The 20,000-nt window shown below is 72.0% G+C and carries 21 protein-coding genes; 9 read left to right on the top strand and 12 right to left on the bottom strand.

All coding sequences use genetic code 11. The features are described 5' to 3' along the window. Positions 1-51: 51 nt before the first annotated feature. Positions 52-1,725: a copper resistance CopC/CopD family protein gene (locus EV371_RS04575; protein ID WP_486484480.1), complete on the bottom strand. Its 1,674-nt coding sequence runs from the start codon at positions 1,723-1,725 to the stop codon at positions 52-54. A gap of 90 nt (positions 1,726-1,815) precedes the next feature. On the opposite strand from EV371_RS04575, the gene EV371_RS04570 reads away from it, so the two are divergent. Beyond that, positions 1,816-3,912, top strand: coding sequence for a prolyl oligopeptidase family serine peptidase (locus EV371_RS04570; protein ID WP_130460939.1), 2,097 nt, complete (start codon positions 1,816-1,818; stop codon positions 3,910-3,912). On the opposite strand, the gene EV371_RS33690 is transcribed toward EV371_RS04570, so the two are convergent. The 4 genes from EV371_RS33690 to EV371_RS04550 form a co-directional block, all read right to left on the bottom strand. Next, positions 3,865-6,258 carry a hypothetical protein gene (locus EV371_RS33690; RefSeq protein ID WP_207230405.1) on the bottom strand — a complete coding sequence of 798 codons (2,394 nt, stop codon included), beginning with the start codon at positions 6,256-6,258 and terminating at the stop codon, positions 3,865-3,867. The two genes, EV371_RS04570 and EV371_RS33690, sit on opposite strands and share 48 nt — an antisense overlap. A 124-nt stretch (positions 6,259-6,382) precedes the next feature. After that, a complete protein-coding gene (locus tag EV371_RS04560; protein ID WP_207230404.1) occupies positions 6,383-6,715 on the bottom strand; it encodes a helix-turn-helix transcriptional regulator in 333 nt (110 codons plus the stop codon). A 67-nt stretch (positions 6,716-6,782) separates the two neighbouring features. Then, a complete protein-coding gene (locus EV371_RS04555; RefSeq protein WP_130460938.1) occupies positions 6,783-7,499 on the bottom strand; it encodes a LysE family translocator in 717 nt (238 codons plus the stop codon). A 3-nt stretch (positions 7,500-7,502) separates the two neighbouring features. Next, positions 7,503-8,249: a metallophosphoesterase gene (locus EV371_RS04550; protein ID WP_130460937.1), complete on the bottom strand. Its 747-nt coding sequence runs from the start codon at positions 8,247-8,249 to the stop codon at positions 7,503-7,505. Between the two features lie 93 nt (positions 8,250-8,342). Between EV371_RS04550 and EV371_RS04545 the strand changes: the two genes are divergently transcribed. Next, positions 8,343-8,954 (top strand): ABATE domain-containing protein, encoded by a 612-nt coding sequence (locus tag EV371_RS04545; RefSeq protein WP_130460936.1) that lies wholly within the window; start codon positions 8,343-8,345, stop codon positions 8,952-8,954. Between the two features lie 118 nt (positions 8,955-9,072). Here EV371_RS04545 and EV371_RS04540 read toward each other — a convergent pair whose 3' ends face one another. After that, positions 9,073-9,492, bottom strand: a complete 420-nt coding sequence (locus EV371_RS04540) for a PIN domain-containing protein (protein ID WP_130460935.1) — start codon at positions 9,490-9,492, stop codon at positions 9,073-9,075. After that, positions 9,489-9,728, bottom strand: a complete 240-nt coding sequence (locus tag EV371_RS04535; protein WP_486484479.1) for a type II toxin-antitoxin system VapB family antitoxin — start codon at positions 9,726-9,728, stop codon at positions 9,489-9,491. The genes EV371_RS04540 and EV371_RS04535 overlap by 4 nt, the downstream gene beginning before the upstream one ends. Here EV371_RS04535 and EV371_RS34070 point away from each other — a divergent pair. Beyond that, positions 9,702-10,010, top strand: coding sequence for an isochorismatase family protein (locus tag EV371_RS34070; protein WP_349338677.1), 309 nt, complete (start codon positions 9,702-9,704; stop codon positions 10,008-10,010). The two genes, EV371_RS04535 and EV371_RS34070, sit on opposite strands and share 27 nt — an antisense overlap. 470 nt (positions 10,011-10,480) lie before the next feature. Further along, the gene (locus EV371_RS04525) at positions 10,481-11,716 is read left to right on the top strand and encodes an MFS transporter (protein ID WP_130460934.1); all 1,236 of its coding nucleotides are present in this window, start codon (positions 10,481-10,483) and stop codon (positions 11,714-11,716) included. 172 nt (positions 11,717-11,888) lie between these two features. Here the strand turns inward: EV371_RS04525 and EV371_RS04520 are convergent, their stop codons facing one another. Together EV371_RS04520 and EV371_RS04515 are read right to left on the bottom strand one after the other, a co-directional pair. Further along, entirely contained in the window at positions 11,889-12,113 is a 225-nt protein-coding gene (locus EV371_RS04520) for a DUF397 domain-containing protein (protein WP_130460933.1), read from the bottom strand. Further along, positions 12,110-12,982 carry a Scr1 family TA system antitoxin-like transcriptional regulator gene (locus EV371_RS04515; RefSeq protein WP_130460932.1) on the bottom strand — a complete coding sequence of 291 codons (873 nt, stop codon included), beginning with the start codon at positions 12,980-12,982 and terminating at the stop codon, positions 12,110-12,112. Before EV371_RS04515 ends, EV371_RS04520 begins: the two co-directional genes overlap by 4 nt. A 459-nt stretch (positions 12,983-13,441) precedes the next feature. Between EV371_RS04515 and EV371_RS04510 the strand changes: the two genes are divergently transcribed. The 4 genes from EV371_RS04510 (at position 13,442) to EV371_RS04495 (ending at position 15,943) form a co-directional block, all read left to right on the top strand. Then, a complete protein-coding gene (locus EV371_RS04510; protein ID WP_130460931.1) occupies positions 13,442-13,690 on the top strand; it encodes a hypothetical protein in 249 nt (82 codons plus the stop codon). A 3-nt stretch (positions 13,691-13,693) separates the two neighbouring features. After that, positions 13,694-14,560 (top strand): hypothetical protein, encoded by an 867-nt coding sequence (locus tag EV371_RS04505; protein ID WP_165436603.1) that lies wholly within the window; start codon positions 13,694-13,696, stop codon positions 14,558-14,560. A gap of 79 nt (positions 14,561-14,639) precedes the next feature. Continuing rightward, positions 14,640-15,437, top strand: a complete 798-nt coding sequence (locus EV371_RS04500; RefSeq protein WP_130460929.1) for a hypothetical protein — start codon at positions 14,640-14,642, stop codon at positions 15,435-15,437. After that, on the top strand, positions 15,437-15,943 hold the full coding sequence (locus tag EV371_RS04495) for a GNAT family N-acetyltransferase (RefSeq protein ID WP_130460928.1): 507 nt from the start codon (positions 15,437-15,439) through the stop codon (positions 15,941-15,943). Before EV371_RS04500 ends, EV371_RS04495 begins: the two co-directional genes overlap by 1 nt. Positions 15,944-16,074: 131 nt before the next feature. Here EV371_RS04495 and EV371_RS04490 read toward each other — a convergent pair whose 3' ends face one another. Then, positions 16,075-16,881: a hypothetical protein gene (locus tag EV371_RS04490; protein ID WP_130460927.1), complete on the bottom strand. Its 807-nt coding sequence runs from the start codon at positions 16,879-16,881 to the stop codon at positions 16,075-16,077. Positions 16,882-16,999: 118 nt separating this feature from the next. Continuing rightward, positions 17,000-17,953: a L,D-transpeptidase gene (locus EV371_RS04485; RefSeq protein WP_486484478.1), complete on the bottom strand. Its 954-nt coding sequence runs from the start codon at positions 17,951-17,953 to the stop codon at positions 17,000-17,002. A gap of 90 nt (positions 17,954-18,043) precedes the next feature. Between EV371_RS04485 and EV371_RS04480 the strand changes: the two genes are divergently transcribed. Next, positions 18,044-18,472 carry a VOC family protein gene (locus tag EV371_RS04480; protein ID WP_130460926.1) on the top strand — a complete coding sequence of 143 codons (429 nt, stop codon included), beginning with the start codon at positions 18,044-18,046 and terminating at the stop codon, positions 18,470-18,472. A 78-nt stretch (positions 18,473-18,550) separates the two neighbouring features. Here the strand turns inward: EV371_RS04480 and EV371_RS04475 are convergent, their stop codons facing one another. Continuing rightward, positions 18,551-19,645: a DNA polymerase III subunit beta family protein gene (locus tag EV371_RS04475; RefSeq protein ID WP_130465657.1), complete on the bottom strand. Its 1,095-nt coding sequence runs from the start codon at positions 19,643-19,645 to the stop codon at positions 18,551-18,553. Between the last annotated feature and the right edge of the window lie 355 nt (positions 19,646-20,000).

Raw genomic sequence — 20,000 nt, 5'->3', positions numbered from 1 at the left:
GCGCCTGGTCGAGCCCTGACCCGGGCCGCGTCGAGCCCTGACCCGCGCCGCTCAGCGCACCCGTACGACGGTGCGCACCGTGGCCTGGTCGAACTCCGAGGTGCGGACGGTGAACCGCAACTCCCAGTCGCCGGGGATCGGGAAGTTCACCGCCCCGACCGCGTGGTGCGGCTCGATGCCCAGCATCGGGGTGTCGGTCGGCTCGACACCCTGCGCCGGCAGCGCGGCGGTCAGCGTCCACTCCACCGCCGGCAGCGGCTTGCCGTCCGGGGTGTAGACGTAGGCGTGCACGGTGTTGTGCGGCCCGAGCTGCACCGGGTAGACGTCGAACTGGAGGGTGTAGAGCGGTGAGCTGAGGGTCTGGGCGAAGGTGTCCGAGGCGGCGATCTCGGCCTCGATCCCGGCGTTGCGTCCCGGAGTCGTCTGTACCAGCACCGAGCTGATCCCGAGCACGACCAGGCCGACCAGCACCTCCAGGCCGACCGCCCGGCGCAACCGCCGCCGCCCGGCGACCGCCGCCCCGGCGGCTGCGGTGGCGGTCACCCGGCGGCCGACCAGGCGGCGGGCGTACCCGGCGGCGCCGAGCAGCAGGGCCAGCAGCGCCACCTTCACCAGTACCAGCCGTCCGTAGCCGGTGCCGAAGAGCGCCCCCGGTGTGCCGACCTCGACCACCGCCTGCACCACACCACCGGCGACCAGCCAGAGCACGGCGATGCCCGCCCAGCGGGACCAGACGGGCAGGATGGCCGCCAGCACCCGGGGGTGGGCGGTCCGCAGCGGGAAGCCGACCAGGGTCACCAGCCCGCCGAGCCAGACCGACATCGCGGCCAGGTGTACGACACCGGCGATGCCGCTGGCCAGCGGGGTGGGGGAGGCGGCGGCGTGTCCGGCCAGCGGCCAGGTGGCCAGACCCGCCAGCCCGAGCGCGACCAGCAGTCCGACCCGGACCCGACCGGCCCGACCGGCCAGCACCGGCGGCAGCAGGGCGGCGACCAGCGCCAGGATGCCCAGCCTGGCGGCGAGCGCCAGCCCGAAGTCCGAGCCGAGCACCTGCCGCAGTTCGGTGGCGGAGACGTCCAGCAGCCCGGCACCGCTGGTGTAGGGCGCCTGCGCCCAGAACCCGGCCAGGGTGCCGGCCGCGACCAGCAGCAGCCCGATCCGGACCAGCCGCACGGCGCCCCGGCGGGACAGCCGGCGCGGCCAGAGCAGCCCGAGCAGCACCGCCGGACCGATCAGCAGGACGAGCCCGGCATACCCGAGGTACCTGGTCACCGGCACCGCGACCTGGACGTCGAGGCGTACCGCCTCGTCGGCCGGCTCGGGCGGGCTGGCCGACGCGGCGCCGACCGCGAAGGTGTAGCTGCCGGCGACCGGGTGGCTGTCGGCGGAGATCACCCGGTAGCTGACCAGGTACGTGCCGAGCGGCCGGTCGGCGACCCGGATCGGGATCCGCAGCGTGGCGTCCCGGACGCTCGGGTCCCCGTCGTTGATCCGCTTGCCGTCCGGGGCCAGCACCTGGGACCGGCCCGGCACCAGGGCCACCGGTTCGCTGAAGGTGATCGTGACCTCGGTGGGGGAGAAGCCGAGGACGGCCTGCTGCTGCGGCACCGTGTCGACCACCGCGGCGTGCGCCGCCGCCGGTGCCGGCGGCCCGGCCAGCACCACCACCGCACCGAGCAACAGCACCACCAGTACAGCGCGGCCGAGGTGTAAGGAACGTCCCACCTTAGTTAGATCGTTTTTCGGCGTCCGGAAGTTCAATCCGCCATCTGACTGAGCGGAAACATTGTTCACCTTCTGTGGTAGGAACCCTGCGTGTCCCCGGATCTCCACGACGAATTCCGCTGGCTGGAGGCGCTCTCCGGCCCCGAGGTGACCGCCTGGGTACGGGCCCGCAACGCGGAGATCCGAGCCGCGCTGGCCGACGACCCCGCGTTCGACACGCTGAACGCGCAGCTGCGTCAGGTGTTGGACGCCGCGGACCGGGTGCCGTTCGTGCATTGGGACGGAACCTACCTCTACAACCTCTGGAAGGACGAGGCCCACCCCCGGGGGCTGTGGCGGCGTACCACGCTCGACGAGTACCGCCGGACGGAGCCGAGCTGGGAGGTGCTGCTCGACGTCGACGCGCTTGCCGCCACCGAGGGCGAGCCGTGGACCTGGCAGGGCGCGATCGTGGCGCGGCCCGGGCACCGGCGTTGCCTGATCAGGCTGGCCCGGGGCGGCTCGGACGCCAGCGTGGTCCGCGAGTTCGACCTGACGACCCGGGCCTTCGTACCCGACGGCTTCGCCCTGCCGGAGGCGAAGAGCGACGTCAGCTGGATCGACGCCGACCACATCTACGTCGGCACCGACTTCGGCCCCGGATCGCTGACCGCCTCCGGCTATCCCCGGATCGTCAAGCGCTGGCGCCGGGGTACCCCGCTGGCCGAGGCCACCGTCGTCTACCAGGGCCGGGACGACGACGTCTCGGTCTACGCGGTGCACGACCCGACGTCGGGCTTCGTCCGTGACTTCCTCGGCCGCCGGCTGGACTTCTTCCGTCGGGAGGAGTTCCTGCGCACCGTCGACGGCGAACTGGTCCGGATCGACGTGCCGGAGGACGCCGAAACCGACGTACACCGGGAATGGCTGCTGATCGCGCTCCGCTCGGACTGGGCGGTCGGCGGCCGGACGTACGCCGCCGGCACGATCCTGGTCACCCGGCTGGACCGGTTCCTCGCCGGTGAGCGCGACCTGACCGTGGTCTTCGCGCCCGGCCCGGACAGCGCGCCCGGCCGGCACGCCTGGACCCGGTCCCACCTGATCCTGAGCAGCCTGGTCGACGTCCGCGGCCGGATCGAGGTCCTCACGCCCGGCGCGGACGGCTGGCACCGGCGACCGTTGCCGGCGGCGGTGCCGACGCAGGAGCGGCACGTGGTCATCGTCGACACCAATCCGGAGTACACCGACGAGTACCTGCTGGCCAGCACCGACTTCCTGGCGCCGACCGCACTGCACCACGGCACGGTCGGCGGGCCGGCCGAGACCTTGAAGCGGGACCCGGCGTTCTTCGACCCGGCCGGGATGGCGGTCCGGCAACTGCACGCCCGGTCCGCCGACGGGACCCGGGTGCCGTACTTCCTGGTCGGCCCGGCGGGGGAGCCGTCGACCGGACCCACCCTGCTGACCGGCTACGGCGGCTTCGAGATGGCCTGGACGCCGAGCTACAGCGGGATCATCGGGCGGGGCTGGCTGGCCAGGGGCGGCAGTTACGCGGTCGCCAACATCCGGGGCGGCGGCGAGTTCGGCCCGCGCTGGCACCGGGCGGCGCTGCGGGAGAACCGGCTCCGGGCGTACGAGGACTTCGCCGCCGTGGCGACCGACCTGGTGGACCGGGGCATCACCGTGCCGGCGCGGCTCGGCATCGAGGGCGGCAGCAACGGTGGTCTGCTGATGGGGGTGATGCTGACCCGGTTTCCGGAGTTGTTCGGCGCGGTGGTGGCCCGGGTGCCGCTCTTCGACATGCGCCGCTACCACCTGCTGCTGGCCGGCGCCTCCTGGATGGCCGAGTACGGCGACCCGGACGACGAGGCCGACTGGGCGTTCCTGCGCGAGTACTCGCCGTACCACAACATCCGGCCGGGGCGGTCCTATCCGCCGGTCCTGCTCGTCACGTCGTCCCGGGACGACCGGGTGCATCCGGGCCACGCCCGCAAGATGGCCGCCCGGATGCGCGGGTACGGCTACGACGTCTCCTACTACGAGAACATCGAGGGCGGGCACGGCGCCGCCGCCGACAACGCGCAGCTGGCCTTCAAGTGGGCGCTGATGCTGCGCTTCCTCTGGCGACGGCTCACCGGCGCCGGTCGTCCCGGACCCGGGTCAGCCGCCGGCCCAGCCGGTGGAGCTGGCGTCGCCCCGCCAGGGTGACGGTGACGACGTTGCGCCGCGGCCGGTGGGGTCGAGGCTGCCGGCCAAATCGGCAGGCGCATGCACCCTCCCAGGTCCCGTGCCGGTGCAGACCCCTGCATCGTCGTCGGGCGGGTTCGGGCCGGGGCCAGGAATCGTCGGGGTCGGTCGGCCCGGCGCCACCCGGATGGCGATCACCACGGCCAGCACGGCGGCGAGCAGTACCGCGCCGGTCAGGTAGGGCAGCCCGTCGACCGGCCGGCCGTAGTCCGCGGCGCGCTGCAACGGGTCGCCGAGCAGCGGGGCGAGGGCGAGTTGCGCGTACGCCGACGGCAGGCCGAGCAGCACCGCGCCGGCGCCGAGGGCGGCCCACCGCCAGGCGGCTCCGGGGCGCCGCCGGAGGACCATGGTGGCGAGCGCGACGGTCAGCAGGGCCGGTCCGAGCGCGGAGGCGAAGCTGACCTCGTCGACGGCGCCGCCGACGAGTGCGCCGAGGGCGGCCATCAGCAGCACCGGCACCCCGACCAGGGGAGCGGCGACCGCGACCGGCAGCCGATTCTCGCGTACGGCGAGCGCGGTCGTCCCGGCCAGCGCCGCGAACGCGGCGGCGGTGAGTGCGGTCCCGATCGGGTACCCGGGCGGGGTCAGCTCGCCCGACCAGTTCGCCCGGAACAGCAGCGCCGGAGCACACCACGCGGCCACCGCGGCCGCCCAGGCGAGCCGCCGCCGTACGACGTGTTCCGGAACAGCCGCCCGGTCACCCCGTTCGGTCCGGCGGGCGAGGGCGCCGCCGAGCCACCAGCCAAGCGACAGCACCGCCACACCGACGCCGAAGGCCGCGGGCAGCAGGCCCGGCCGGGCGAGGTCGGCGGCGTCGAGTACCGAGTCGACGGCGAGCAGCAGCGCGGCGGTGCCCAGCCCGGGCACCAGTACCGGGCCACGGGCGGCGGCCACCACCAGCAGCCCGAGTACGGCGAACACGATCCCGGCCTGGCGCAGCTCCTGGGCCCACAGGTGCAGTTCCCAGCTCTGCACCTCGTCGACCGCCGCCACCTCGGAGAGCCCCGGTGTGAGGACCGTCGCCGCGTACGCCCACAGGCCCAGCCCGACCGCCGCGACCGCCACGCCGAAGCGGCGGAGCCCGGCACCGGCCCGGCTCCAGCCCGACCGCCGGCCGATCGGCGTCCGGCCGCTGGGCGCGCCGACCGCGGTTGCCGGATCGGCGACGCCGGCTGCGCTGGCCGGGTCTGCGGCGCTTGCCGGGTCGGCTGCGCTTGCCGGGTCGGCTGCGCTTGCCGGGTCGGCTGCGCTTGCCGGGTCGGCTGCGCTGGCCGGGTCGGCTGCGTCGGCCGGATCTGCCGCGTCGGCCGTCGGAACGGTCCGGCGGGTCCGGGCCGCCGCCATGCCGTAGCAGAGCGCGAACGCGGTGCAGGCGAGCAGCGGGTGCAGGGTGTTCGCGACGATCATCACGACCATTTCCGACGCCACGTAGCCCTGCTCGCGGCCGAACCAGACCCCGTTGCCGTGCGGGTCCAGCAGGCTGAGCGGGAACCACCACGGTGCGGTACCGAAACTCAGCTTCTGCACCACCGCCGCGTGCCAGCCGGCGACCACCGCGACCAGTTCGAGCGCGAGCAGTCCGCCCCCGACGGCGAGCAGCGACGCCACCCGGCGACGCCCACGATGGACGAGCCGGGCGACCACCCCGCCGAGCGGTGCGACGAGGACGCCCCAGAGCAGCAGTGCCGGTATCGGCTCGGAGGCCAGCACGGTGACGCCCGGCTGCGGGTCCGGAGCGGAGTGTGCGACCAGGTGCAGGACCACCGCCCCGGCGGCGATCAGCAGCGGGGCCAGCACCGCCGGGACGGCCACGCCGAGCCGGGTGTGTCGGGCCTGGTCCACCGGCAGGCGCCGGCCCAGCCATCCGCCGAGCCAACCGGCGACTGCGGTCCCTGTCGCGAGACCGGCGACCGAGGCGATGTTGCCGGCCCAGTCGATGACGTTGAGCGGGCCGGCGCCGCCCGGGTATCCCCGGGTCAGCGTCAACACGGTCGTGCCCACCATCTGGAGTGCGCCGATCAGCACCTGGCAGAGCAGCATCGCGCCGAGCAGCGCCAGCACCGGTTGCAGGGCCCTGCCGGCACCGGGCAGCACCTCCCGCCAGCCGCGCGGTACGCCGTGCCCGTCCTCGGCCGGTGGCGAGCCGGCGAGGCTGACCGCGAACCGCAGTTGCCGGACGGCCCGGTTCACCGGGCCGGCGCCCGGCTCGGCGCGGATCGCCGCCAGTTCGGCGCGCCACTCCGGCAGCATCCGCAACTCGGCGGGCCAGCGCCGCGCGGCGATCCGGAGCAGGGCATCGGCGATCACCGGCACGCCCCTGCCGCCGGTCGCGGATCCACCCGGGGCGGCTGGCGGCTGTCCGGTCTCCGGTTCGCCCGCGCCGGTCGGCCGTTGTCCGTCGCTCTGCGGCTCGCCCTGGTCGACTGGCGGTTCATGCCGGCCTCGGTTTCGAGCTGGTCGGCTGGGCGGTGCCGCCGAGCTGTTGGTGCAGCAGGGCCAGTTCGGTGCGGGCCCGGGCCAGACCGTCCGGGGTGAGCCGGTAGTAGCGCCGCGCGGGCCGGCCCGCCTCGACCGGGTCGATCTCCTCCCAGGCCGAGTCGACCCAGCCGGCCCGTTGCAGCCGGACCAGGATCGGATAAAGGGTGCCGCTGGGCAGCCCGGTCGTGCCGATCAGGTCCAGTCCGTAGCGGTCTGTCGTCGCGTCTTCGAGGAACGCGGCGAGTACCCGCGCCACGGCGGTGGTCACTCGCACCTCACTACCCATGCGCGGAACTCTACATAGGGCGGCGCCCGGTGTCACGCTCGACCGCTAGAGCCGGTGCGGTGCGGTCTCAGCTCACCGCCGTACGGACACCGAGGCCGAGCAGGGTCACGCCGCTCGCCCGGTCGAGCGCCCGGCGGACCCGTACGGTGCGCAGCAGTCGGGCGGCCGCGCCCGAGATCGCGGTCCAGCCGGCGAGCCAGCAGCCGACGAGCAGCGCGTGCGCCGTGCCGAGTACCAGCATCGGGATGAGCACCGGACCGTCGACGTCGAGGAACTGAGGGGCGAGGGTCAGGTAGATGGCCGCGGCCTTCGGGTTGAGCACGTTGCCGAGAAGCCCCTGGAGGTAGGGATGGTGTCCCCGCCACGGCAACCGCCGGGCCCGGGCCGCCGACGGCCCGTCCACCGTGCTCGGTCCGTCCACCGTGCTCGGTCCGCTTGCCGCGCTCGGTCCGGCTGCGGTACGGGATCGAGGCGACCGCTCTGCCCGTGACCAGCGGCGGGTCGTCGACCAGAGCAGCCACGCCCCGAGGCCGACCAGATAGCCGGCCCCAAGCAGCTTGACCAGCAGAAACGCCTGGGACGAGCGGAGCACGAGCGCGGCCAGCCCGACGGCGGCGAGCATGGCGTGCACGTAGAGGCCGGTGAGGGTACCCAGGATCACCCACCAACCCTGCCGGCGCCCGCCGGCGGCGACCCGTGAGACGACCAGGGCCAGGCTGGTGCCCGGGGTCGCGGTGATCGGCGCGACGGCGGCCAGGAAGCCGAGTACGGCGATGCCGTGCACGGCTCAGACCACCACCCGGTAGTGCGTGGTCAGCAGCCCGGCGTCGTCGTAGACGTGGAACGCCACCCCGGGCGGCTGGGCCAGGTCGACCAGTGGCCCGTCGCCCTCCCACGGCAGCCGGAGCGTGGAGACGACCCCCGGGGCGATCCGGAGCGGTCGGCCGGCGAAGGTGCTCGCGGCGGAGGTGTGGAAGTGCCCGGTCAGCACCGCGACGACCTGCGGATGGGTGGCGAGCAGCGCGGCCAGCGGCTCGGCCGGCAGCAGCCGCATCGGGTCGATCACCGGATGGTGCAGGGCGACCGGTGGGTGGTGGAAGGCGACGAAGACCGGCGCTCCGGCCGGAGTGGCGTCCAACTCGTCGGCGAGCCAGCCCATGGTCTCCGCGTCGAGGTGCCCGTCGTCCCGGCCGGGCACCGACGAGTCGGCGAGCAGGAAGACGGCACCGGCCACGTCGTGCCGGCTGTTGATCGGGCCGGTCCCGCCGCGCGAGTCGCCGAGCAGACCCTTCCGGTACGCGTCCCGCACGTCGTGGTTGCCGGGGCAGGTCAGCACCGGCAGCGGCGAGTCGAGGAGCTTGGCGGCAGTCTCGTATTCGGCCACCTCACCGTGGTCGGCGATGTCTCCGGTGACCAGGATCGCGTCGACCGGTCGGGGCAGGGCGTGCAGGTAGTCCATCACCCGGGCGGTCCGCTCGGCCGACCGCGGATGGCTGTCCAGGTGTGTGTCGCTGAGGTGGGCGATGACGAGCACTCAGATCCCCCTAATGGTTGCTCGCGTTATAACCATTAGGGAAGCTACCCTGGGCTCAGCCGCCCGGACAAGCCGGGAGCGGAGGAGACGCCGATGACCCAGCAACTCGCGCTCGCCCTCGCTGGCACCATCCGGCACGACGGCAACGGCGGCGTCGCGGACGACCTCGCCGACATCGCCGGCCTGCACGCCTGGCTCCGGCAGCAGGCGGAGCCACTGCGCGAGTACGCCGGCAGTCCCGACCCGGCCGGGGATCAGGCTGACGAGCGGCTCCGGCTTGAGGTGGTCGGACTGCGTCGCGCCGTGCGTACCCTCTTCGCCCAGGCTGTCCGCCCCGGGCCGCCGAGCCGGGCGGACTCCTCCGCGCTGCTTCCACCGCAGGACGCCGTCGACCAGCTCAACCAGGCCGCCGGGCGATGGCCGGTCCGGCCGGTACTGAACTGGCCGGACCAGGCGGCTCCAACCCTCGCCTGGTCAGGGGAACCGGCCGATGCCCGGGTACGGCTGATCGCGGGGCTGGCCCGGGCCGCGATCGAGTTTCTCGCCGGCCCGGACCGGGACCGGCTGGCCGCCTGCCCGGCGCCCCGCTGCGTGCGCTACTTCGTCAAGGAGCATCCGCGTCAGGAGTGGTGCAAGGCGTCCTGTGGCAACCGCGCCCGCGTTTCCCGGCACTACCAGCGCCGGGCGGCGGACCGGACGAACTGACGACGAGTCGGTACCCGTGGCGGTCGCGGACGATGACCGGTGTGGCCGGACCGGCGTACCCCGCACCGACGAGGTCGGCACGGAGACGAAGGTCGGCTGACCGTGGAGGTGCAGATGATCAATCAGCCGTGCCAGGCTCGGTAACCCAGACCGTGGCCTGGCCGGTGATGGCGGCGATCATGTCGTAGTCACCGTCGTAGTGCAGGACGATGGCGCCGTGCCGTTCGGCCGTCGCGGCGATGAGGAGATCGGCCATTGACAGGGCGCGGTGGTTGCCCTTCCGGAGTGCCTGGATCTGCACCTCAATCGCCCGGTCCCACACCTCGTCTGGCGTCGCCAGCCAGTCGAAGCCGCGGAGCAGCCAACGGGCGCGCTGCGCATCTGTTGCCGTACGAGCGCTGTGAATCACTTCAATCTCCACCGCTCCGCAAACTGCCAACAGGCCCCGGTCCGAGAGTTCGTCCAGCACGGGCGCCACGGCTGGCTTGGGCCAGCGGGCTAGTGCGGACTTGTCCACCAGGTAGCGCTCGCGGCTCACGCCGCGTCGGGCCTGGCCGAGCCGGCTGGGCCGGTCAGGCCAGGCAACCCGCCATTTTTGAGCCAATCGGCGAACTCGCGGCGTTTCTCCCGGTTGACCGCCGCTTGCAGTGCGGCGTTGACAGTGGCTTTCTTTGTGGTCGTGCCGAAGATCTTCGCGGCCTCGGCGAGTAGTTCGTCATCGATGTCGAGGATGGTCCGGGACATGCTGTGCGCCTCCTCCGCGTGATCACTCACGTCTGGAAGTATATATCAAGTCTCGCTGATCTTGATATATCCAGGGTGCCTGCCCGCTGGTCGGGGTGGGTGGTGGACGTCCTCACCTGGGTCGCCCCGGATACCCGGCGCAGGCGCTTCCCAGTTCTTCACCGCCGACGACATCGCCGTGGTGAAGCCACCATTGGCGCGTCCTGTGGCACAGATTTGGCCGACCGGCTGCGGGCGCGCGGGGTGGACACAGTGGTCATGGCCGGTATTGCGACGACGATGGGGGTCGAGTCGACCGTGCGCTGCGTCTGATCACGGGTTCGAGGTCACCTTCGCCGCCGACGCAATGACCGGCATGACGGCGACCGAGCATGAGCACGCGTTGACGGTGGTCCTGCCGCGGTTCGGCCAGGTCGTCACCAATGACGAGGTGCTCGACTGGCTCTGTTGACGCCGAGAGGGCTGCCCAGAACACGCGGCAGTCCACCATAGTCAATGACACGAGTGTCGCTCCGGGTGACGGCGGCCGTCCGGGATAGATCACCTGGTGATGTGGACCGACCTCAGAGATCATCGAAGAGTGTCGGCCGCGCTACCAACCTGTACTCCGGCAAGCGCCACATCTGGGCGCCGACACGCGCCCCCGACGCTGGCATCCGAACACCGCCTGTAACCCAGCACGTCGAGCGCGGACGAGGATTGCCGAGACACCATCCGGGGCATTGGTTGACCGGCGACCGGGCAACGACGTGGGTTGCGGAGTACGGCGTGAGAGACGGAGCATGGCGAACGACGCACTGACCCGGTCGGAGGCGGCCTCACCCGCCCCGCCGTTACGACGCACCTTCGTGTCGTTGGCCACCGCGATCCTTCTGCTGGGCATCGCGAACTCGATGGTCGGCTCGTACCTCGTGCTGTTCGCATCGGACGAGGTCAAACTGAGCCCGGAGCAGGTCGGGGCCCTCGCCTCCGCACCGGCCGTTGGCGGCATTTCCGTCAGCTGGCTCCTCGGCCGGCGGTTCGACCGCAGACCGCGGCGCTCCTACGCCGTCGCCGTGACCGTCCTGGGCGGACTGGGGTTGGCCCTGTTCACGTGGACACGGTCGTTCGTACTCCTGATCATCGTCGCCGCGACGCTGGTGGGCTGCAAAGCAGCGGCCTTCCCACAACTGCTGAGTATGGCCCGAGTGATCCTCGGCGACGGCCGCGAGGGTCAGCGTTCCGCCCCCTTGCTGCGCTCGGTCTCGTCGCTCGCGTGGGCGATCGGGCCGCTGATTGGAGCGGCTCTTCTGGCGTGGACCGGATTCACGGCGATCCTGCGGGCGGCGGCCGTCATTCTGGCGGTGATCGCCTTGCTGGTCGCGACAGCCGTGCCGGCACCGCAGGACGCTCTCGAGCAGCAGAACGAGCAGAATCGTGCTCCTCGTCCCGACAATCCAACGCCACCTGCCGCACTGATTCTGCTGACCGCGAGTGTCACGTTGTTCTTCACAGCCATGTATGCGGGATCGGTGGCGCTTCCGCTTTTCGTCACGCGCGAGCTCCACGAGGCGGCGTCGACGGTCGGCGTGCTGTACAGCGCGTGCGCGATCGTGGAGGTCGTTGCCGCCCTCGCTCTCGCCGTGCTGCCGACCTGGATCAGTCAGCGGACGCTCATCCTGTCCGGCATGATGGCGTTCATCGTGTACTTCGGTCTCACCGTCGTGGCACATGACATGACGTTGCTGATGGTCGGCCAGGCGGCCCGCGGCATCGCAATCGCGGTGGTCGGCGCCGCCGGCATCCGGTACTTCCAGGACCTGCTGGCACCAGCTGCCGGCCGAGCGACGACGCTTTTCGCCAACGCGAGCACTGGCGGCGCCCTGCTGTCCGGAGTCCTCGCCGGCGGTGCGGTCAGCCGTTTCGGTTACACCGCCACGTTGCTGCTCTGTGCCGCAGTGGCGACGGCGGCGACCGCCACGTTCGCCGCCGGCGCCTTCGCTTTAGGGCACCACAAATGCGCGGTGGACGGCCGATAGCGCCGCTCCTGGCTCGGCAGCGTCCGCTCGGCTGCCAAGGCGGGCAAAGACCTGGCATCCGGTAGGCCGAGTCGAGCCCGGCCCGCACGGAGCGGTCGGCGGCCTGCGATTCGTCGAGCCGGTCGCTCGCGCGGCTCAGCCGATGAACCAGAACGTCGAAGTGTCAGAGTGATCAAGCAGGGGTGTGGAAGTCGAACTCGCCGTCCTTGACTCCGGCGACGAAGGCGTCCCACTCGGCTCGGGTGTAGACGATGGTCGCCGCGTCGGGTGCCTTGCTGTGCCGCAGCGCCACCCGTCCCGACCCGTCGAGCACTGGGCCTGCTTCGACGCAGCTACCACCCACGTCTGCGCTACGGGTGCTGATGTGCCAGGCCACTGCTGGCAGGGTGTCACTCATGCCAGATCCTCCGCGATCGTCCTGATCAACTGCGCCGACTCGCGTGGGCCGAGTGCGGCCTCCCGAAGACGATCGTACGCGCTGACGTACTTTGCTGCTTTGGGCAGCTCGAAGTACATCTGGCCCGCCAGGCTCTCCAGGTAGGCCACCTCTGGGTAGGGCTTGGGCATGCGAAACAGCCAAAACGAGCCATAGAGTCCGGGATGGAGCCAGACTCGAGTTGGCAACACCCGCACTTCCACTCGATGGTGCTGACTGATCTTGCCAAGATGATCAAGCTGAACTCGCAAGAGTGCGGCCCCCCCGATCTGTCGCCGTAGTGCGGCTTCATCGATGATCGCTTCAACTCGTGTCTGGCCGGGCTCATCAAGCACCCGTTGCCGCTCCATCCGAAGCTCGACGAAGCGATTGATGTTAACTTCAGACTCATTCGGTCCCTCCGAACACCGGATCAAGAGATCGGCGTACTCGCGTAGTTGGAAGAGCCCTGGGATGACCATGGCGTGGTACGAGCAGACGGTGTTGGCGCGGGACTCCAGCCAGGGGAAGTCGATGAACGAGGCGTCGACCAGGTCTCCGTAGTTGTCGGTCCAGCGGTCGGTGCGCCACACCTCGTCGGCGAGGTTGAGTAGTTCGGCGCGTTCGGTGGCGCGGTGGAAGCCGTACAGGTCGAGTAGGGCGAGCACGTCGTGGCGCTGGATCGGCCACTCGGCGCGCTCGTAGCGGCCGAGTGCCGACCGGTCCCGGTTCAGGTGCTCGGCGACCAGTTCCAGGCTCATGCCGCGCTGCTCGCGCAGGTCCCGGAGCCGCTGGCCGAGCCACTGCGCTCGGAGCGTACGGATGAAGGGCCGGTGTTGCGTCACCACCATGATCTTTCTCCTCTGCCTTATCGGGGCGGAATAGTCGTGGAAAAGGTCGGACGGGAAGGGTTACTCCCGCCCGGCGGCCCCTGACAACCTGTCTATAGAGGAGGTGATATTGAGTCGTCTGTTCAGGTTGGACCGCTGAGTCATCACGACTTACCGGAGTTGTCTATCACGGGCGCGCGCGGCTCCGCGACCCCGCACCATCACAAATTCGCTGTCGTCCCACCAACCGTGTGGGCGTGGTGAAGCGCGCGCTCACTCCAGCACGCCCTGCTGCCGTACTCGCCGAATGGCTGCGGCGGTAGGCGCGTCAGGGGCGGCCCGTTCCCGAAATCGGCCTCCCGGCGGGCCGCCCCTTCCAATTTCACGAAGCGCCCGCCGCAGGAACGGAGAAAGGAGAGCAACAGTGTCCAATGCCAATCATGATTCATTTTCCGCTCCCACTCGGCCAGGTGGCCGGTGATGGGAGAGCAGCCGAGGTTCGTCCTGCATCTGCCGTTCACCGCGACCAGCCTGGAGGCGGCGAAGCTCTTCGCCCGCACCGCCGGCCGGTCGCTGGCCTTCCTCACCCAGCTCGACGTGCCGGAGACCACCCTCTCCGAAGAGGACGACCAGGGGGTACGGCACCGGATCTACTGCGACCGGCTGCTCGACGGCGGCCGGCGCTGCGCACTGCGCGCCGACCATCCGAACGACTGCGCGGCGGTGTAGGGCGTGTCCGCGACACCCCTGGTAATGCCCTGTCCCGACTGCCGGACTGCCAGCCACCACACCTGCTCCACCTGCGGCGATCATGGAGCACGCCGTGCCCAACTCGTCCTCACCGTGGCGAACCTGGACACCGCAGCGGTCGCCTCGACGGAGGTCGTACCCGGAATGCTCGAACCCCGCCCGGCGCCCGGCGGCGGCTGGCACCTGGCGCTGACCCCGCTGCTGCATGACCTGGCCGTCTCGGTCGGCGTCGGCAGCCTTCAGCACGTCACCACCCCGACCGAGCCGGTCGGCGAACGGCTGGTGTCGCTACCCGCCGAGTGGCGGCCCGAGCTGCCGGCCGAGCAGCGGCACGACCTGGCGGCGGCGGCGATCGCCGGCTGGACGCGTACCCCGTGGCAGGTCTTCCTCGGCCGGACCGCCGCGCGGCCGGCGCCGGACCCGGCGCGGCAGCTCGCCCGGCTCTGCACGGTCGCCGGCCTGCTCTGCCTCGACCTGGTGGTGGAGGCCCGCCGGCTCCCCGCCGCCGACAACATCGGCTGGGAGGTCCGATACGAACTGCCCGGTTCCGCGTCTCCGGAGCAGCCGGACACCCACCCCGACCTACCTGCGGCGATCGTCGCCACCACCGTCGAGCGGGCGATCGCGCTGCTGGCCGCCCGCCAGGTCCCCGCGCCGGCACACTTCGTCCGCTGCGCCGGCCCGGACGGGGTCGCCCGGCCGGTCACCCTCGACCGCATCCCGGACCCCGACGTCGACCAGCTCGAACGCCGGATCACCGACGGCTGCGCCGCCCCGGCCACCGGAGCGGAGATCCCGGGCGCGCCGTCGCTACCTGGGCACCGTCATCACGCTCAGCAACCTGCGTGACCAGGTCCTCCACCTGAACTGGGAAGCCGGGCACCAACCACCGGCCCTCTTGGTCGGCAGTCAGCGCGACGGGCAGCCGGTGGTCCAGCTTCCCGGCCGCTACCGGCTGGCACGCTGGGCCGGCGCCTTTCGGGTACGCCCCGACGACCTCACCGACCTCGACGGTGCTTGCGGCCTTGACCAGTACCTCCGGGACGGCATAGTCCGCCTCCCCGACCCGGACGCCGACCCGCTCACCCGGTACGTCGATCACGCCAGCCGCGCCCACCCGGGCGCGCGGCGGTTCGTCCGGGCCAGCCGTCCCGACGTGCCGCCGCTGGCCGACCTGATCCGGCTCGCCCTCGGCCTCGGCCTGGTCGCCACCGTGACCGTGCAGAACCATCGGCTCGACGCCGGTGATCCGCTCCGGCTGCACGGTGAGGGCTGGTACGTCGAACTCAACGCGCCGACCCTGCCGGTGGGCGTCCCCGAACTGCCGACCCATTCCACCGTGGAGGCGGCGATCGCCGACTGTCTCGACTGCCTCGATCTGGCCCTGGCCGAGGCGGTACCGGCCGACCCGAGATATCCGATCCCGGTCCCGTCGTTACCGGAACCCGTTCCGTTGGACGACCCGTTGCCCCTGCTCACCCAGCTCGGCGACCGCTACGCCGGCCAGCCCGTCGCGGCCCGGTTCCACCCGGCCGGCTGCCAGCTCTACCTGGAACACCAGAACACCGCCCGGCAGCTGGCCACCGCCGACACGCTCGCCGCCGCTGTCGCCATCCTCGATTCGCTTGAGAGAATGCTGCCCACGGAGAAGCCGGGATGGCCCGCGACGGAACCAGGGGTCGAATATCGTTGGCCGCCCGGCGGCCGGGCCGGGAGGATGACCTGATGCGGATCCGACCGGCCCGAGAGCAGGACCTGCCGGGACTGCGGGACATCGAGCGGGCGGCCGGGCGGTCCTTCCGGGACGTCGGGATGCCCGAGGTCGCCGACGACGAACCACCCTCGGTCGAGGAGCTGGCTCGGTACCAGCGTGCCGGCCTGGCCTGGGTCGCGGTCGACGCCGACGACGTGCCGGTCGGCTATCTGGTCGCCGAGCCGGTCGACGGCAACCTGCACGTCGAACAGGTCTCGGTGCATCCCCGGGCCGCCCGCCGGGGCGTCGGCCGGCAACTGATCGAGCGGCTCGCCGCACACGCCACGGCGGACGGCGTACCGGCGCTGACCCTGACCACCTTCACCGAGGTGCCGTGGAACGCGCCGTACTACTCCCGGTGCGGCTTCGTCGTCGTCGACGAGGCTGAGCTGACCCCGGGACTGGCCGAAATCCGGGCCCGCGAGGCAGCGCACGGCCTGGACCGGTGGCCCCGGGTCTGCATGCGCCGGGACCTGTAGCCCGGCGGCCGGGACGCAGTGACGGGCCCGGACCGTGGAGGGTGATCCGGCGCCCCGGAGGGCGTCTCGGGGACGGCTCGGGAAGACCGTCCCGCCGCGCACTCCTCGCCGCTGCCCTGGAGCCGCCGGGCTCAGGGTTTCTCGACCTGGGCCGGAGCGGGCGCGGCGACCTCGACCGGAGCGCCGTAGCTGTCGAAGGTGACCTCGGTGTCGAAGATCATCAGCTGGGTGGAAGACCCGGCCTTCAGCCGTACCGGCCGGCCGCTCCCGTCCAGATATAGCGAGACGTCGAGGACGGCCGCGTCCCCGACCTGCTTCGCCCAGGCCGCCAGCTCCGGTCCGACGGTGTTCAGCGAGAAGTGCCAGTCCACGGTGTAGCCGGTGGTGCCCTCCGACTCGCCCGGCGCCGGCGTGGCCTTCACACCGGTCGCCTCGGGCAGGCCCTGGTCGAGCAGGAACCGTGGGTCGAGCAACCGCGAGGTCACCAGTACGAACCACTCGGGCGCGACCGGCTGGTCCAGCGTGGCCTGCCAGCCAGGGGAGACCGCGAACCACTTCTTTCCCGCCGGCAGCTTCCACTGCGAGGAGGTCAGGTACGCCGAGGCGTCGATCGCGACCAGCCGACCGTCGATCGTCTGGGTCTCGCCCGAGCCGGTTTCCGTACGGTAGCTCCAGGAGACCGCCATCCCGGTCCCGGTCTCCACCTGGGCCTGCCCGGTGACGGTTCCGCCGGCGATGGTGCCGCCGCTCTGCGTGGTCTTGAAGGTGGCGCGCAGTGTGCGGGCCTGTTTGATCGCCTCGGTCGCGTTCCGCATCGCCGTCGACTCCGGAGACGCTGCCTGGGACTCGCCGTCCCAGCCAAGCATCGTGCAGCCGCTCAGTACGACCAGGGTGAGGGCGGCAGCCAGCACGGCTCCGCCACGGTGCATCCGAGTCATCCCGCTCCCCGTTCCGGTGTCTCGGTAACCATCCGTAGGACGCCGGAGCCTAGCACCGGCCGATGGGCGGCGTGCCGAGTGGTTGGCGGGCGCAACCGGGCGGAACGGTCCGAAGTGGTCAGCGGGCAGCCATGGGCACCGGGCCGGCCCCGGAGAGCCGAACGGGTGCGGCGAAGCGGTCGAGCACCAGCAGTTCGGTGCCGGGGGGCAGCTCGGCGAGCAGCAGTTCCTGTGCCTCGCGGGCTATCCGGATGCAGCCGTTGCTGTTGTTCCGGCCGAGCTGGGCGGCGTCGTACCAGGCGTGCAGGCCGATGTGCGCGCCGCGCAGCCCGGACGGCACCGAGTCCGGTTCCTCGGGTACGGCGCCGAGCGCGAAGACCTCGGTGTCCGCGTACACCCGGCCGGGCAGGGTGGACCGGCCGAGGATGAAGGTCCGGCCCAGTGGTGTCGGCGTGGCCGAGGCGCCGACGCTGACCAGCCAGGACCGGACCAGCCGGTCGTCCCGGTACCAGTGCAGCCGGTGGGTCCGCCGGGCCACCACGACCAGGTCGCGCAGTTGCGCCGTGCTCCACGATCCGGCCGGCACCCAGCCGATGGTCCGGTTCGCCGACGGCAGCAGCACGGCGGTCCAACCCGCCCGGCGCGTCACGATCGGCATCGTCACCGGTACTCCACTGATGGTGGGCGTGAGGAAGGCCCGGGGTCGGCCGCCCGGCGCGTCGTACGCGGCGATCCGGCGGATCGGCCGGAGTCCCTCACCGAGCCGTACCGTCGACATCGGAGCCGGGTCCCGGGGAAAGCCGCGCGGTGCGGGGCCGTAGTCGACCACCGGCAGGTCCGCCGGGGGCGGCGCCGCGGGCAGCGTCGGCTCGGCGCTCGGTGACATCTCCGGGGTGGCCGGGGCCGGCCAGGGCAGGTCCGCCGGTGACCGGTCAGCGGTCCGCCGTGGCCCGGGCGCCGCGTCGACCACGACCACCGCCAGGACGAGCGCCCCACCGAGTACGGCCAGCGCGGCGACCGCCCGGCGGCGTGCCCGCCCCGAAGCCATCGGGTTGAACCGGACAAAAGCCATTCAAGTACTGTAAGTGATCACTCCTGTCCGGTTGGTTATCTTCGCTGGCCCGCGTGTCCGTCAGTCGGGATCGAGTGCCAGACTGGGGCGATGACTGAGCCCTGTCCGGTCCGGCAACTCCGGCTGGTGGTCACCGCCGACGACTACGACCAGGCCCTCCGGTTCTACCGCGACGTGCTGGGCCTGCCGGAGCGGGCCGCCTTCTCCTCGCCGGACGGCCGGGTCGCGATCCTGGAGGCCGGCCGGGCCACCCTGGAGATCACCGATCCCGGGCACGCTGAGTACATCGACGAGGTTGAGGTCGGCCGCCGGGTCGCCGGACACATCCGGGTCGCCCTCGAGGTCGACGACGCACCGGCGGTCACCGCGACCCTGGCCCGGTCGGGTGCGACGGTGATCGCGGAGCCGACCCGTACGCCGTGGAACTCGCTGAACTCGCGGCTGGCCGCGCCCGGGCACCTGCAACTGACCCTCTTCACGGAACTCGGCGAGCAACACCCTGACCGGGAGGGCGGTTGAGCCAGCCGGCCCCTCGAAGCTGGCGGACGCCTGACTGAGGGGCGGGGTCGGATCGGCGGACGCCTGGATGAGGCGGGCTCAGATCCGCACCGGCATCAGGATGGAGAAGGCACGGTCGTCGTCGAGTCGGCGTACCGCCAGCGGCCGGATCGGTCCGTCGAGTTCGAGGACCAGTTGGCCCGAGCCGACCGCGTCCAGGGCTTCGAGCAGGAACTCCCGGTCGACTCCGACCCGCACCACCGGGTCGGTCGGAGTGTCGCCACCGGAGACGGTGAGCCGGTTCGCGGCGTCGACCGCGAGGACGCTGACCGCGCACCGGGCGCCGTCGTCCGCCCGTACCACCGTCCGGGTCCCGGCGGCGGTCAGTCGCTCGCGAAGCCCAGCCACGTCGATCGTCACCCGGCGGCGGTCCGGCCCGCCGGTCGCGGTCCGCAACAGCCGGCGGTAGTCCGGGAAGTCGTGCGGCATCGGGGTACCGGTGACCCGGCGGTTCCGCACCCGCAGGCTGACGGTGGCGGGCCCGAGGGTGAGGGTCGCCGGCCAGCCGCCGGTCAGCAGAGTCCGGGCCGCGTCGACGAACGAGACCGGCGCGGTCACCCCGGACGTCGCCCCGGCGCCGCTGCCCGGATCCCGGTCGGCGCTGACCCCGGAGACGGCCATCCGGTACCGGTCGGTGGCGACCAGCCGGAGCACGTCCCCGTCGAGTGCGAAGTGCACGCCACCGAGCATCGGCAGTTCGGGATCCGCCCCGACGGCGAACCGGACGGCGTCGACCGCCGCCGCCAGCTCCCGCCCCGGTACGGTCAGCCGGAGTTCAGGCTCGGCGCCGGTGCAGAGCGCCCGGAGCCGGGCAGCCTCCCGGCGGGCGTCGGCGAGGCCCTCCTCCAGCCGGCCCAGGTGCGCGTCCAACAGCCGGGACACGGCGGCCGGATCCGAGCCACTCAGCTCCAGCGCCCGGGTGACCTCGGCCAGCGGCATCCCGATCCGGCGCAGGCCGGCCAGCAGGCGGGCGGACGGTAGCTGCCACCGCGCGTACCGGCGGTAGCCGGTGCCGGGGTCGACCGACGCGGGCGGCAGCACGCCGGCGCCGTCGTAGAAGCGCAGCGCGCTGATGCTCAGGCCGCTCGCCCGGGCCATCTCCCCGATGCCGAGAAGTCGACCGTTCCCCTCCATGAGCAGGCATTCTGCCCCCTCGACCAGGTCGAGGGTCAAGCCGCGACGCCCGGGCCGCCCGGCGCCGCGCGCCGTGGCCGTGCGTCGACCCTGGACGATTGTCGAACGGTTGCCATAAACGGCACCGAACCGGATCGCGGGTTGGTTGTGACCGTACGAAGGACGTGTTATGTTATCGGCGCCATTCGATGGCTTGGTAGGGCGATTCCTGCTTTCTCCACCGAGAACCGCGTACGGGGGCGTCGCGTGAGTGTGAGAATTTCGCTGTTCGGTGCCGCACAATGGCGTGCTGGGCAAGAACCCAAACGATGACTCGCTGACACCACGCGGGCCATGGCCACCGCCGGGTTGCCCG

The organism is Plantactinospora sp. CNZ321 (assembly GCF_004217235.1).
The sequence above is the reverse complement of the archived record's forward strand: the minus strand, read 5'-3'. Positions and strand labels throughout refer to the sequence as shown.